Here is a 14,596-nt window from a genome sequence, read left to right as displayed (position 1 = left end):
GCGGGCAGGGGCGTCAAATCGCCATTTGCATCGGACGCGCGCTGTTCCTAGCTAGAGGCTTGCAAACACATAATATGATTCACGGAACGGGTGCTTGATGGCGAAAAAAGACGCGGCGGCAAAGGAAAAGACGGCTCGATTGCAAGTGGCAGCCGCGCGGCAGGAAGAAAGCGGACAGGGCATAGCCCGGATGCCGCGCTCTGCCTTTCAGGCGCTGGGAATCACCGAAGGCGATGTGGTCGAAATCACCGGCAAACGCAGCACTGTGGCGGTGGCAATGGGCGCTTATGATGAAGACCAGTCGCTTGATGTCATCCGGCTCGACGGTCTGCAGCGCGGCAATGCCGAAGCGGCATCGGGCGAACATGTCCAGATTGTTGCGGCCAAATCGAAGCCCGCAAAGCGCGTCGTCTTCGCACCTGCACAACGCGAGATGCGGCTGCAGGGCCCGTCGCAAGCGCTCAAGCGCAATTTCTTCCGCAAGCCCGTTGTCGCGGGCGACCTTGTGGCAACGACCGGACAGCAGCCGGTGCAGAACATGCCCGCGGATGTGCAGCGCATGTTCAACGCGCCTGCCTATGCGCTGACCCAGATCCGCCTCAGCGTGGTTTCGACCGTGCCCAAGGGTATCGTCCATATCGACGAAGAAACCGAAGTCGAATTGCGCGCCGAATTTGAAGAGCCGCGCGATGCGCGTGCGGGCGTGAATTATGACGATGTTGGCGGCATTGGCGATACGATCAAGCAATTGCGCGAAATGGTCGAATTGCCGCTGCGCTATCCCGAATTGTTCACCCGGCTTGGTGTCGATCCGCCAAAGGGCGTTCTCCTCCACGGTCCGCCGGGAACGGGCAAAACCCGGCTGGCGCAAGCGGTGGCCAATGAAAGCGATGCAGAGTTCTTCACCATTAACGGCCCCGAGATCATGGGATCGGGCTATGGCGAAAGCGAAAAGAAACTGCGCGAAGTCTTCGAAGAGGCAACCCGCGTTGCCCCTGCAATAATCTTTATCGACGAGATCGACTCGATCGCGCCCAAACGCACGCAGACCCCCGGCGAAGCGGAAAAGCGGCTGGTCGCGCAATTGCTGACTTTGATGGACGGGCTGGAAGCGCGTTCGAACCTTGTCGTGATCGCAGCCACCAATCGCCCCGATGCGATGGACGAGGCGCTGCGCCGCCCCGGCCGCTTCGATCGCGAGATCGTGATCGGTGTGCCCGACGAGAAGGGCCGCCGCGAAATTCTGGCCATCCATACGCGCGGCATGCCTTTGGGTGATAAAGTCAATCTGACCGAACTGGCCAAGACCACGCATGGATTTGTCGGGGCCGATATTGCCGCTCTGGCGCGCGAAGCCGCGATAGAGGCGGTTCGCCGGATCATGCCCAAGCTTGATCTGGATGCGCGCACCGTTCCGCAAGATGTGCTCGACGAATTATGTGTCACCCGCGAAGATTTCTTCGAAGCGCTCAAACGCGTGCAGCCTTCGGCGATGCGTGAAGTTATGGTGCAAGTGCCCAATGTCGGGTGGGACAATATTGGCGGCGTCGATGACGCAATCGAGAAGCTGCAAGAGGGTATCGAGCTGCCGCTCAAGAACCCCGATGCATTCGAACGCCTGGGCATCCGCGCGGCCAAGGGCTTTCTGCTCTATGGCCCGCCCGGTACCGGCAAGACCTTGCTCGCCAAAGCGGTTGCCAAGGAAGGCGAAGCCAATTTCATTTCGATGAAAAGCTCTGACCTTTTGAGCAAGTGGTACGGCGAAAGCGAACAGCAAATCGCCCGCATGTTCCAGCGTGCCCGCTCCGTCGCGCCCTGCGTCGTGTTCATTGACGAGATTGACAGTCTCGTCCCCGCGCGCGGCAGCGGGCAGGGCGAACCGCAAGTCACAGGGCGCGTGGTCAATACGATCCTTGCCGAAATGGACGGGCTGGAAGAACTGCAATCGGTGATTGTCATCGGTGCAACCAATCGTCCGACTCTGGTCGATCCGGCACTTCTGCGCCCGGGAAGGTTCGACGAACTGGTCTATGTCGGCACGCCCGACAAGCCGGGCCGCGAGCAGATATTGGGCATCCATGCGCAGGATATGCCGCTTGCCGATGATGTGAGCCTGGCGGACATCGCCGCGAAAACCGATCGCTTCACCGGCGCCGATCTGGAAGATGTGGTTCGCCGCGCCGGCCTCAACGCCCTGCGCCGGGCCGGGAGCGACGTGAAAGAAGTGAATGCCGGCGATTTCGCCGAAGCTCTCAAGGATTCACGCGCGACCGTGACCAACCAGATGGAAACGGAATACAAGAAGATGCGCGGCGAGCTGAAAAAGCGCGCGGCGCAGGTCAATCCGATTGGCTTTGTCCATGACGGGATGATCGAACCGACGCGCGATAAAAAACACGGCGGGGTGGAGTAGCCAGCGGCGTGATGCTCTGGCCCTAGGGCTCGCCCGCCTTGGGATGGCCGTTGGGCACTTCAAGCCGGTGACGGATCAGCGCGTCGGGCAATTCCTCGCGCAGCCACTCGATCATATGTTCGCGCACGGCGCAGCGCAACGCGAACAGATCGGCGATGGTCCGCGCGCTCATTGAAAGGCGCAGTTCGATGCTTTCGGGATAGGCTTCGGTCATCAGCAGGGCCGCAGTGCGCTGGTCCCATTCCTCTTGCGTGTCGATGAAGCGCAGGAACTCCTTGCGGATCGGTTCGATCTGCGTGGCCGGGTCCAGATGCAGCATGACCGGGCCGGTCAGCTTCTCGCTTTTGCGCGACCAGTTTTCAAAGGTGGAATCGAGCACGCTGCCGGTGGGGACGATGATCGCGCGTTCATCCCATGTCCGCACTGTCAGAAAGCTCATGCGGATTTCTTCGACGCGGCCGGTATGGCCATCGATCACCACCAGATCTCCGATCCGCAGCGGCTCTGTCAGCGCAATCTGCAAACCGCCGATCAGCGATTTGAGCGTGGGCTGCGCTGCTGCGCCCACTGCCAATGCGGCGAGACCGGCAGAGGCGAGAAGAGTGGTCCCGATGCTTTGCACGCTGGGAATACTGAACAGCATCAGGCCGACGGTGATGAAGACAATCGCGAAAGTCGCGGTGCGCGACAGGATCGAAATGCGCGTGCGGCGGCTGCGCACGGCAACCGGATCGTCCGATGCCTCCAACCTGATTTCCATCGCCGCGGTGAACGCTTTGACCAGCGTATAGACGATCCACCCGAGCAGAGCGGGGCGGACGAACCGCGCCACCGGCTCCCACACAAAGGCGAGCGAGTCATTGCCTTGCGCCACCACGGTAATTGCAATGGCGATCAGCGACCATTTGATCGGCCGCCGGATGCGTTCCAACACCAGCTCGTCCGATGTTGTTTCGGACATTCTGGTTACGCGGCCCAAAATCGTGAAAACCACCCGGTACAACAGATAGGCGACGATCACCGCAATGGTCAGGGCAATCGCGGCTATCGTGACCTCGTCCCATGCGATGGTCCAGTTGGAAGGGTGGAATCGATCAAACATAAATGCGCTCGTTTCGGTGTCAGCGGTTAAAGGGGGTTATCAAACGGGCACGTCAGCGTGCGCGTTGGTGGGGGCATACTATCCTAATGCGCGGCGCCCCAACTGTTTCCCGAACCGATGTCGATACCCAGCGGAACGGACAGTTTCACCGCGGGTTCGGCCGCCTCTGCCATCACTTTCTCGATCACCGTGCTGGCGGCTTCGACATCGCCTTCGGGCAATTCGAAGACCAGTTCGTCATGCACTTGCAGCAGCATTTTCACATGGCCCAAACCGGCATCGTCCAGCGTGGGCATCATCCGGGCCATGGCGCGCTTGATGATATCGGCGCTGGTGCCCTGGATCGGCGCATTGATCGCCGCGCGTTCGCTGCCCTGGCGTTCGGCCTGGTTCTTTGAATTGATCCGCGGGAACCATGTTTTGCGCCCGAACAGCGTTTCCGAATAGCCGCGTTCCTTTACCGCCATCAGCGTTTCGGAAATGTAATTCTGGATACCGGGAAAGCGCGCGAAATAGGTGTCGATCACTTCCTGCGCCTCGTCCGGTTCAACGCCCAGCCGCCCCGCAAGGCCCCAGCGCGAAATGCCATAGAGGATCGCGAAATTGATGGTCTTGGCTTTGGCGCGCGTGTCACGGTCAACTTCGCCATACATTTCCTTGGCGGTGCGCGCGTGAATGTCCTCCCCCTCTTTGAACGCTTCTTTGAGCGAGGGGACATCGGCCATATGCGCGGCCAGACGCAATTCGATCTGCGAATAGTCGGCAGCCAGCAGGACATTGCCCGGCTCGGCCACAAACGCTTCGCGGATTTGCCGCCCGATCTCTGTGCGGATCGGGATATTCTGCAAGTTCGGGTCGGTCGATGACAGCCGCCCGGTTTGCGCACCGACCAGGCTGTAACTGGTGTGCACGCGGCCCGTTTCGGGATTGATCGCGGCTTGCAGCGCATCGGTATAGGTGGATTTGAGCTTGCTCAGCTGGCGCCATTCGAGCACCCGCGTGGCAATTTCCGCGCCGTCACCGGCGAGCTTTTCCAGCACCGACTGGTCGGTCGAATATTGCCCGCTCTTGCCCTTGCGCCCGCCCTTATGGCCGAGCTTTTCGAACAGGATCGTGCCCAGCTGTTTGGGGCTGCCAATGGTAAACTCTTCGCCCGCATCCTGATGGATCTGCGTTTCCAGCTTGCCTATTTCGGTGGCGAAATCGCCGGACAATTTGGCCAGCTGCGCGTGATCAACTTTGATCCCGTGCCGCTCCATCTGCGCAACAACGGGGATCAACGGGCGATCAACGCGCTCATAGACTTTGCTCCCGCCTTCAATCGCCAGACGCGGTTTCAAATGTTTGTGCAGGCGCCAGGTAACGTCGGCATCTTCGGCGGCATATTCGGTTGCGCGGTCCAGCGCGACTTCGCCAAACGGGATCGCTTTCTTGCCGGTGCCGCAAATCTCCTTGAACGATAGCGGCGTGTGGCCGAGATGGCGGACGGACAATTCATCCATCCCGTGGCCGCCCCCGATGCCGGCTTCGCCGCGCCCGGCATCGAGCGCGAAGCTGATAATCATCGTGTCATCGATGGGCGTGACCTCGACACCATAGCGCGCCAGAACATTGAGATCATATTTGATGTTCTGCCCGATCTTGATCACCGAATCGCTCGCCAGCATCGCTCGCAATGCCTCCAGCGCTTCATCGCGATCGATCTGCTTTGGTTTCTCGGCAAACATATCGCTGCCGCCGCCGCCTTCATTGTGATGTGCGAGCGGGATATAGCATGCTTCATTCGGCCCGGTGGCCAGACTGATCCCCACCAATTCCGCCTGCATCGCATCGAGCCCGCTGGTTTCGGTGTCGACCGCAACGATCCGCGCGGCGAGGCATTTTTCGATCCAGCGATCGAGCGCGGCGCGATCCTGCACGCATTCATAGGCTGAACGATCAACCGCAGGCATTTCGGGCACATCCTGCCGGTTGCCATGTTCGTCGCCAGCAACCCCGGCGGTTACCGGCTTGGCCGGATTCAGATTTGTCGGGCGTTCGGGGCTGCCGCTGCCCGCATCAAGACGGCGCAGCAGGCTGGTAAACCCGTGCTTCTGGAGAAACGCCGCGAGCGGTTCTGGCGGCACGCCGTCCAGTTTGAAATCCTCCAGCGCGACCGGCAAATCGCAATCTTCCTTGAGCGTCACCAGCACGCGGCTGAGTTCGGCATCGGCGCGATGTTCAAGCAGCCTCTCTTTGAGCTTGGACTTTTTCATGTCGGGCGCCGAATCGAGCGCCGCGGTCAGGTTGCCGTGTTCCTGGATCAGCTTGGTTGCCGTCTTCGGCCCGACACCGAAAATGCCCGGAATATTGTCCGCCGTATCGCCCATCAGCGCCAGAACATCGCCCACCAGTTCGGGACCGACGCCGAATTTTTCCTCCACTTCGGGAATCGAAATGCGCTGGTTCTTCATCGTATCGAGCATGTCGATACGGCCGGTGCTATCGTCGCCTTCGCTGACCAGCTGCATCAGATCCTTGTCGGAAGAGACAATGGTCACATCCCACCCATCGGCAGCGGCCTTGCGCGCATAGGAGGCGATCAGATCATCGGCCTCCAGCCCTTCTTCCTCGATACATTCGAGGCTGAAAGCGCGAGTCGCATCGCGAATCAGCGGAAATTGGGGAACCAGATCCTCGGGGGCAGGGGGACGATTCGCCTTATATTCCGGATAGATATCATTGCGGAAAGAGCGCCCCGACTTGTCGAGAATCACTGCAAGGTGAGTCGGACCCTCCGCCGCGTCGAGATCGTCCGCCAGTTTCCAAAGCATTGTTGTATAACCATAAACCGCGCCCACCGGGGTCCCTTCGGGATCGGTTAGCGGCGGCAACCGATGATAGGCGCGGAAGATATAGGCGGAGCCATCGACGAGATAGAGGTGGTTTTTGTCGGCCATAGGGCGCATTTAGCAGCGCCAAGCGGTCCGGTCAGCTTAGATATTGGTCGCCATCCCCCGCTCTATTCACACCCCGAAATGGCGGAATTCTGCGATTCATGGCCAAATATGGCGAAAAAAAGGCAAATATTTCACAAATCCTCTTGCGCGGTCACATTTCCGCCATTATTTAGGCATCACGAAGTCTGTCCTAGGGGGGAGATTTCGCGCAGGAACCTCTCGGGACTTGCGACATTCACTCGCTGTTTAAGGAATTAATATTATGCGTAAGATCGTACTTGCTGCCGCAGCTGCCGGCGCCGCTCTGACTCTGGCTGCTTGCTCGGAAACTGCTGAAACTGTTGACGAAACTGCAGACGCAGTAGCTGCAGACGCTGAAGCAAACATGGAAGCTGTTGCTGAAACTGCTGAAGAAGGCACCGAAGCTGTTGCTGAAACTGCTGAAGAAGGCGTTGAAGCTGTTGAAGAAGCTGCTGAAGAAGCAACTGCAGAAGCTGAAGAAGCTGCTGAATAAGCTCTTCGCGCTTAGCGAATTAAAGAAGGGCGGTACCGCAAGGTGCCGCCCTTTCTTTTTGTCCGGATGAAATGGCCAAGGGCCAGCGCGCGCAAATGGGCCGCGCTTGTTGCCGGATTAGATTAGCCACCCGTTCCGTATTGCGAATTGGTCCAGTTCTGGCCGCGGCGGGAAAAGGCGTTGTAGACCTCACGCGCAATCGTCGAAATCCGGTCATCGCGAAGCCGCCGCGACTGGCGCTTATTGGCCGACTCGTCGGCGAGATTCTTGCTCTGGCCGGTCACATAAATCGCAATGGCTATCGCCCGGCCATCGGGTGTGTGGAAGATCCCGATATCGCTCGCAGTGCGGGTCAGAGTGCCCGTTTTATGCGCGAGATTGGCGGAAGATGGCAGCGACGAACGCATCCGGTATTTCCCGGTGGTCGTACCGCGCATCGCATCCATCAAAATCGCGCGGCTTTGCGGGCTCAGCAAGCGGCCCTGATAAATATCGGCCAGCAGTTTCACCATCGCGTTCGGGCTGGCGCTATCGCGCGTATCGATTGTGACCACTGGATCAAATTCGCCGTCATCGCGCACCAGCGTGGCAATATCGCGGGTCAGCTGGAAATCGTGGATTCCGGCATTGCGCATGAATGCGTTGACCGCGCTGGGCCCGCCAACGACTTTCAGCAGCGCATCGGTGCAGGCGTTGCAGCTTTTGCTGATCATCAATTCCAGATGGTTTTGCGCGGTGATGTAATTCCCGTGGCGGACCGGTGCCACGCGGGTGGAATATTTGGCAGAGCGAACCGGGATGAGCAGCGGATATTCGCTGGTCAAGCTCCACCGCCCCTGATCGACCCCTGCAAGAAATGTTGCGGCAATGGCGACTTTGCTCGTGCTTGCCATCGGAAAACGCTGGTCACCCAGCACCGAAATCCGGTCGCCGGTGGAAAGGTCAATCGCGGCAACACCGATGCGGCCCATATCGCCATCGGCCGCCATCGCAATCCGGCGCTCGCTGCCGGTTTCGTAAACCGCATCAAAATCGTCGGGCGCCCGCGCTTGGGTGCCAAATGTAGCATCGAAGGATGCTTCGAATTCCGATGTTTGCGCATGGACGGGCTGGGCCGCTGCCAAGCCGATAGCCATTGCGGGTGCCAAGGCGGCACCAAGCCGCGCCAAATGTCTGAATCTCAATCGCATATGCGCTGCAATACCCCGATTATGGTTTGGATAACCTTAACGGGCTGCGATTCGCGCGCGCAAGCACAATAACGATGAAAAGTGTCGCTGGGGCGACCAAATCTTGCGTTAGGCGTCCATAATCACACTTTCGATGCGATTGGTTGTTTCGCCGGTCATGGTTTTGGCGATCTCTCCGACCACGCATTTTTCCAGTTCGGAGTGATAGTGGCGGCGCATTTCACCAAGCGTTTTGGGGTCTGCGATCACCAGCAATTCATCGATTGAGCCTGCGATCGCTTTGCTGTTGAGCCATTCGGTTGCGGCAGCGGCATGGGCCAGTTCGCCCAGATCGGTCGCGCCTTTCCTTTGCCCGACATCATCCTGATGCTTTACCCCCGCGCTGAAATTGGTGGCGGTCAATTCCGGCTTGGCCACCTGTTTCAGCTGCGGCTCGAAGGGCTTTCCTTCATTCCGCATCAGGACAAAATTTGCGCCGTCTACCACGGCAATATGCGCCTTGTGGGGCAATCTCATAGCATTCTCCCGAGTTACATGCAGACCAACGCATGAGCGCGCAATTCGTTGCACGGCCAAAGTGATTTCCACTCCATCCAACTGATGTTAGAACCGCTTCATGACGGAAAAATGGATTCTCGGAATTATCGGCGGCTCGGGCCTGTACCAGATCGATGCGTTGGAAGACGCGCAATGGATCAGGGTGAACTCTCCCTTTGGCGAAGCCTCTGACGAGATTTTATGCGGCCGGATTGGCGATGTGCAGGTCCGCTTCCTTCCTCGCCATGGCCGCGGCCATGCCATCCCGCCCAGCGAGGTGAATGCGCGCGCCAATATCGATGCGCTCAAACGCGCTGGATGTACCGATTTGCTCGCCATATCGTCGGTCGGCAGCTTGCAGGAAGAATTGCCTCCGGGGCATTTTGTCGCCGTCGACCAGTTTATCGACCGCACCAAAACGCGCGCTTCCAGCTTTTTCGGCACCGGCATGGTCGCGCATGTCTCCATGGCAGAGCCGGTGTGCGATCGCATGTCCGAAATGGCGGCGAAAGCGGTGAAGAAAGCCGGCGGTAAAGTGACCAAGGGGGGGACTTATCTGGCGATGGAAGGCCCGCAATTCTCGACCCGCGCGGAAAGCCATCTCTATCGCCAATGGGGCGCGAATGTGATCGGGATGACCGCAATGCCCGAGGCAAAATTGGCGCGCGAGGCAGAGCTGCCCTACGCGCTGGTCGGCATGGTTACAGATTATGATTGCTGGCGCGAAGACGCCGCCTTCGTCGAAGTGAGCGAAGTGATTGCGCAGATGAATGCCAATGGCGAAATTGCGCGCAAAACGGTCGAAGAATTTGTCAAAGCGCTGCCGAAAACGCGCAAAGCGTCACCGCTCGACACGGTGCTCGACTATGCCTTGATCACCAGCGAGGATGCGCGCGACCCGGCGATGCTTGCCAGGCTCGATGCCGTGGCGGGGCGGGTTTTGTGAGCAGGCCGGCAAATGAAGCTTTCTAAGGAGCTCTTGTGCAACTTCCTGTTTTGATACCGGTAGTAATCATGGCTGTCTGCTTCTTTGGTGTGATGTGGTTTCAAGGGAGCTTAAATGCGAGACTAATGCACCATCACCCGGATACGTTTTACGAGATTGAAGGCAACCTCGACAACCATTGGCTTTTCCTGTTCGGCAACAATTACAAGCTATTGGACGACCCCGAAGTTTCGCGGAATGTGCGCATAATCAGGTTTCTAAGTGTAACTTCCTTGCTTGCCAGCCTCTTGCTCGTCATCGCTGTTGCAGGGGCCGAATGATAGCAGTTGCTAAGCCGAACAGCTCGCCCCGCCGAGCACGCAGAACCGCGCGCAATGCGGGTGATTGAGCGCCACGTCGCGTGACGCCTCTTCCAGCGTCGCGCCCATATCGAAACCGTCATCATAGGGGATTAGCGTACAGGCCGCGACGCGCGGGCTTTCTTCGCCTTTGCGATGCACCACCATGCGGCTGGTGGCGCACATGATATCGGCAGGGTTCTTGTCCAGAATGCCCCAGCATTCGGTGGTAATTTCGGCGATGTCTTTGTGCTCGTCCATTTCGGGAAAAAGCACCAGCTGCATCGGATCGCTTGCATCGATCCGGATATTCATCGCGGCAAACAGTCCGGCATAGCCCGCGCGGGCCTGTTCCATGGTTTCGCCCGGCAGCATCCGCCCGGCCACCGCAATTGAGAAATTGTTGTCGGACAGCCATTTCAGCCCGTCTGTGCCCGGCCCCCAGCTGCGCGCGCCGCGTTCCGCCTCATGCGCTTTTTCGGTGTAGTGATCGAGGCTGACGCGAATGGTCAGCTTGTTCCCGAAACGCTCCTTCAATTCGAGCAGCGCCGCCTCGTGCCGCCGCATCGGCTTCATCGCATTGCTCAGCACCAATGCCTCGAAACCGCGTTCCAGAGTGTCGGTGAGCATGGGCACGAATTCGGGATTCATAAAGGGCTCGCCGCCGGTAAAGCCGATCTCCCGTGTGGCGATGGCTTTGTCCGCGATCTCGCTTAGATAGCGCAGCACATGATCGCGGCTGATATAGACCAGCGCATCATTGGTCGGGCTGCTTTCAATATAACAATTGACGCAGGCAAGATTGCACAGCGTGCCGGTGTTGAACCACAATGTTTCAAGCCGCGCCAGCGGCACCGAGGCGCGGCGTTCGCCCTTGGCTGTCCATAGCGGATCGGAGAATTTCTCCTGCGGAAGCGCATCGGCCTCCACTTGAAAGGGGGACGCGCCGGTGGGCGCATTGCGCGATGCGCTGCGGTTCCTGGTGGTGCTCAATTGAATGTCCTGCGCATTTTGGCGACGAAAGCGGCATATTTCTTGGGCAGCGATCCGAACACGGTCGGCTCCCACGCAGAAAATGCCGCCGCTTTCAAAATCTCGCTTCGGGTCGGGTAGGATATGACCGCCGACCCCAGGGCAAAGCTGCTGCTTTTGCCGGTGATCGATTGGGTGAAGGGCAGCAGCAACTCGCCCGCATTCTTGCCGCAAATGCTCGCGCCGATGATCTTTTTGCCTTTCAGGATAACCTTCAGATGCCCCTTGGTTGATCCTTCTGCAATGGCGCGTTCATTGTGGTCGAACCCTTCCTTGATCACGGTAATCCTGTCGCCGAATTTTTCCTTCGCGTCCTGTTCGGTCATCCCGATCTGCGCGACTTCGGGCTCGGTATAGGTGCACCACGGCAAGGCCTTCCAATCGACTTTGGTGGGGATACCGGTGACGATTTCGAGCGCGACGTTAGACCCTTCATAGCCAGAAACATGGGTGAGGCGCGGCCCTTCGCGGCAATCGCCGATCGCATAGATGCTTTTTACCGACGTGCGGCGCCGCGCATCGACAGCAATACCGTTCTTACCCAGCGCAACGCCCAGCTCTTCCAGCCCATAGCCTGACACACGCGCCTTGCGCCCGACCGCGATCAACAAATGCGATCCGCTGATCGCTTCGCCGCTGTCGGTATGGACGGTGATCTTGCCCGCGCTGCCTTCAACCCGTTCGGCTTTGCCGGTGACGAAACGGACGCCTTCCTCTTTCATCACCTCGACGACCACCTGAACCGACTCGCGATCATCGCGCGCCATCGGTTCGCCCGGTTCGATCACGGTCACGTCGCTGCCCAAGCGGCGGAAACTTTGCGCCATTTCCATCCCGATCACCCCGCCGCCAATGATCACCAGATGTTGAGGCTGCTCGGTCAGGTCGAACAGGTTCTCGTTGGTCAGGTAGGGCACGCTGTCCAGCCCGTCGATCGGGGGGACAAAGGGCTGCGATCCGGTGGCGATGACAATGCGCGGCGCCTTCAGCGTTCGCCCGCCGACTTCGACCGTATGTTTGCCCGTGATCCGCGCATAAGCGAGAATCACTTCGCAGCCCATTTCTTCGAATGTCTCTTTCGAATCGTGCGGTTCGATATGCGCGATGGCATCGTGAATATGTTTGTGAACGCCGCCCCAATCGACTTTGGGCGCGGCCAGTTGGACGCCGTAACGTTTTTCCTCGCGCGCTTCCTGCGCCCGTTTGGCCGCGGTGATGATCGCCTTAGACGGGACGCAGCCATTGTTGAGGCATTCGCCGCCCATCTTGTGACCTTCGATCAGCGCGACTTTCAGCCCGAACAGCGCGCAGCCACCCGCAGCGGTCAGGCCGGCCGCCCCACCGCCAATCACGATGGCATCATGTGTGAATTTCATCGAAGTCCCCGGTTTTTTCCGACTGTAACGAATTGATGCTGCAAGGCGAACTCATTTATGCCAAGCACTTAAGGCCTGGATTGATAGCCTGGCCTGCCATTCGGCCAAAGGGGACGCGAAGTTACATGAATATCGAAAACAGCCGCGATTATTACGGCAAAGTGCTCAGCGGGTCGGACGATCTCAAAACCGATGCCTGCTGCACCACAGAAGCCCCGCCCGCTGCGGTTCTCGAAGCCATGCGCAATGTGCATGAGGAAGTGCGCGCGCGCTATTACGGATGCGGTCTGGTCTCGCCGCAGGCCATCGAAGGCGCGCATATTCTGGATCTGGGATCGGGTAGCGGTCAGGATGCCTATATTCTGGCGCAGATTGTCGGTGAGCAGGGTAGCGTCACCGGCGTCGATACCACGCCCGAACAGCTGGCAGTGGCGAACGATCATCTCGAATGGCACCGCGCAAAATTCGGCTACGCCAAATCGAATGTGATGTTTGTCGAAGGCGATATCGAGAAGCTCGATGCGCTTGATCTGCCCGAAAACCACTTTGACGTGATCGTATCGAATTGCGTGATCAATCTGGTGGCGGACAAGCAGGCGGTGTTCTCTGCCGCTTATCGCCTGCTCAAGCCGGGCGGGGAGCTCTATTTTTCCGACGTCTATTCGGACCGCAGAGTACCTGCCGCGCTGCACAATGATCCGGTGCTGCACGGTGAATGCCTATCGGGCGCGCTCTATTGGGGCGACTTTATCGACCATGCCAAGAAGGCGGGCTTTCTTGATCCGCGGCTGGTTTCCAGCCGTCCGCTGGGCATTGGCGATGCAGAAGTCGCGGCAAAGCTCGACGGGATCAGTTTCTTCTCCGCCACTTTCCGCCTGTTCAAACTGCCCGATCTGGAAATGCAGTGCGAAGATTATGGCCAGGCGGTGATCTACAAAGGCACCGTGAAGGGCCAGGAACGCGTGTTCGAGCTCGACGATCACCACCATATCGAAGCGGGGCGGATATTCCCGATTTGCGGCAATAGCTGGAAGATGCTCGCTGATACGCGTTTTGCCGAACATTTCGATTTCTTCGGCGATTTCAGCACGCATTACGGCGTGTTTCCCGATTGCGGTGTGGCGATCCCGTTTGCGGATAGCGCCGACGGCACGCCCGAAGCCCCGGCCGCCTGCTGTTGAATATATTCCTGACCGGAGCCGCCGGTTTGATCGGCGGCGAAGTCGCTGCGCGCCTGATTGCGGCGGGGCACAGCGTGACCGCGCTGGTCCATAATAACCGCGATATCCTCGCCAATGATGGCTCACCAGTGGCACCGGCAGCGATTGTGGCGGGCGATGTTTCAAAGCCGCTATTTGGCTGGGAGAAGGCTGAGTGGGACCGGCTGACCGCCAGCCATGATCTTTTGATCCATTGTGCCGCGACCGTCCGTTTTGATCTTGATGATGAAACCTATCGCGCGGTCAATACCGGCGGGGCAGCCAACGCAGTGGAATTTGCGCGATCGGGCGATATGCCCATTCTGCATGTCAGCACCGCCTATGTTTGCGGAACCCGCAACGGACCAATTCTGGAGGCTGACCGTGTGCCCGACAGCGGTTTTGCCAATGGATATGAAGCGAGCAAGGCGGCCGCTGAAAAACTGGTCAGGTCCAGCGACGTACCCTTCGCAATCGCGCGGCCCAGCATTGTCGTGGGCGAAAGCGAGGGCGGCAGAATCCGCCAGTTCGACACCACCTATGCCGCGTTCAAACTGATCGCGGAGGGCCGCGTGCGGCATATGCCCGCGCGCCGCGATGCAACGCTGGATTTTGTCCCGCTTGACCATGTTGCGGCGGGAATTGTGGCGCTCGCCGGGAATATGCGGCGGGCCAATGGCGGCGCATATCACCTCGTTTCAGCGCGTCCGGTTCCGGTCGGGCTGTTTACCGATGCGATCGCCAGCTTCGCGCAGTTCCACCGGCCCCAGCTGGTCGAACCCGATGATTTCGACCCGGCGGTTTTGCCCGCTCTGGAGCGGCGGCTCTACAAGCGCGTGGCCGGGCTTTACGCCAGCTATTTCCAGCGCAATCCCGAATTCGATGACCGCGCGGCGCAGGAAATGACCGGGCTGGTGTGCCCACCGACGGGTCTGGAATATCTCCAGCGTTTGATCGGGCATTGCATCGAAACCGGGTTCTTGAAGGGTGAAGAAGTTCCGGCGGAGTAG

The 14,596-nt window shown here is 59.0% G+C and carries 12 protein-coding genes; 6 read left to right on the top strand and 6 right to left on the bottom strand.

Annotation, left to right across the window (positions count from 1 at the left end):
- Positions 1-97: 97 nt before the first annotated feature.
- A complete protein-coding gene (locus tag GRI41_RS10025) occupies positions 98-2,413 on the top strand; it encodes a CDC48 family AAA ATPase (RefSeq protein ID WP_160605805.1) in 2,316 nt (771 codons plus the stop codon).
- Positions 2,414-2,435: 22 nt separating this feature from the next.
- On the opposite strand, the gene GRI41_RS10020 is transcribed toward GRI41_RS10025, so the two are convergent.
- On the bottom strand, positions 2,436-3,515 hold the full coding sequence (locus GRI41_RS10020) for a mechanosensitive ion channel family protein (protein WP_160604880.1): 1,080 nt from the start codon (positions 3,513-3,515) through the stop codon (positions 2,436-2,438).
- An 83-nt stretch (positions 3,516-3,598) separates the two neighbouring features.
- Positions 3,599-6,454: a DNA polymerase I gene (gene polA / locus GRI41_RS10015; RefSeq protein WP_160604879.1), complete on the bottom strand. Its 2,856-nt coding sequence runs from the start codon at positions 6,452-6,454 to the stop codon at positions 3,599-3,601.
- A 262-nt stretch (positions 6,455-6,716) separates the two neighbouring features.
- Here polA and GRI41_RS10010 point away from each other — a divergent pair, with 262 nt between their 5' ends.
- Complete coding sequence (locus GRI41_RS10010) at positions 6,717-6,968, top strand: hypothetical protein (RefSeq protein WP_160604878.1); 252 nt, start codon at positions 6,717-6,719, stop codon at positions 6,966-6,968.
- 122 nt (positions 6,969-7,090) lie between these two features.
- On the opposite strand, the gene GRI41_RS10005 is transcribed toward GRI41_RS10010, so the two are convergent.
- Both GRI41_RS10005 and GRI41_RS10000 read right to left on the bottom strand, forming a co-directional pair.
- On the bottom strand, positions 7,091-8,104 hold the full coding sequence (locus tag GRI41_RS10005; protein WP_235901192.1) for a serine hydrolase: 1,014 nt from the start codon (positions 8,102-8,104) through the stop codon (positions 7,091-7,093).
- A gap of 162 nt (positions 8,105-8,266) precedes the next feature.
- A complete protein-coding gene (locus GRI41_RS10000; RefSeq protein WP_160604876.1) occupies positions 8,267-8,674 on the bottom strand; it encodes a baeRF12 domain-containing protein in 408 nt (135 codons plus the stop codon).
- 100 nt (positions 8,675-8,774) lie between these two features.
- On the opposite strand from GRI41_RS10000, the gene mtnP reads away from it, so the two are divergent.
- On the top strand, positions 8,775-9,641 hold the full coding sequence (mtnP, locus tag GRI41_RS09995; RefSeq protein ID WP_160604875.1) for an S-methyl-5'-thioadenosine phosphorylase: 867 nt from the start codon (positions 8,775-8,777) through the stop codon (positions 9,639-9,641).
- 68 nt (positions 9,642-9,709) lie between these two features.
- The gene (locus GRI41_RS09990; protein WP_160604874.1) at positions 9,710-9,961 is read left to right on the top strand and encodes a hypothetical protein; all 252 of its coding nucleotides are present in this window, start codon (positions 9,710-9,712) and stop codon (positions 9,959-9,961) included.
- Between the two features lie 9 nt (positions 9,962-9,970).
- Here GRI41_RS09990 and GRI41_RS09985 read toward each other — a convergent pair whose 3' ends face one another.
- Both GRI41_RS09985 and GRI41_RS09980 read right to left on the bottom strand, forming a co-directional pair.
- On the bottom strand, positions 9,971-10,972 hold the full coding sequence (locus tag GRI41_RS09985; protein WP_202388789.1) for a radical SAM protein: 1,002 nt from the start codon (positions 10,970-10,972) through the stop codon (positions 9,971-9,973).
- Positions 10,969-12,387: a dihydrolipoyl dehydrogenase family protein gene (locus tag GRI41_RS09980; protein ID WP_160604873.1), complete on the bottom strand. Its 1,419-nt coding sequence runs from the start codon at positions 12,385-12,387 to the stop codon at positions 10,969-10,971. Before GRI41_RS09980 ends, GRI41_RS09985 begins: the two co-directional genes overlap by 4 nt.
- Positions 12,388-12,512: 125 nt before the next feature.
- Here GRI41_RS09980 and GRI41_RS09975 point away from each other — a divergent pair, with 125 nt between their 5' ends.
- Positions 12,513-13,568 (top strand): methyltransferase domain-containing protein, encoded by a 1,056-nt coding sequence (locus GRI41_RS09975; RefSeq protein WP_160604872.1) that lies wholly within the window; start codon positions 12,513-12,515, stop codon positions 13,566-13,568.
- Positions 13,565-14,596 carry an SDR family oxidoreductase gene (locus GRI41_RS09970; protein WP_235901191.1) on the top strand — a complete coding sequence of 344 codons (1,032 nt, stop codon included), beginning with the start codon at positions 13,565-13,567 and terminating at the stop codon, positions 14,594-14,596. Before GRI41_RS09975 ends, GRI41_RS09970 begins: the two co-directional genes overlap by 4 nt.

The sequence above is a fragment of the Pontixanthobacter aquaemixtae genome, from assembly GCF_009827395.1.
Lineage (GTDB): Bacteria > Pseudomonadota > Alphaproteobacteria > Sphingomonadales > Sphingomonadaceae > Pontixanthobacter > Pontixanthobacter aquaemixtae.
The sequence above is the reverse complement of the archived record's forward strand: the minus strand, read 5'-3'. Positions and strand labels throughout refer to the sequence as shown.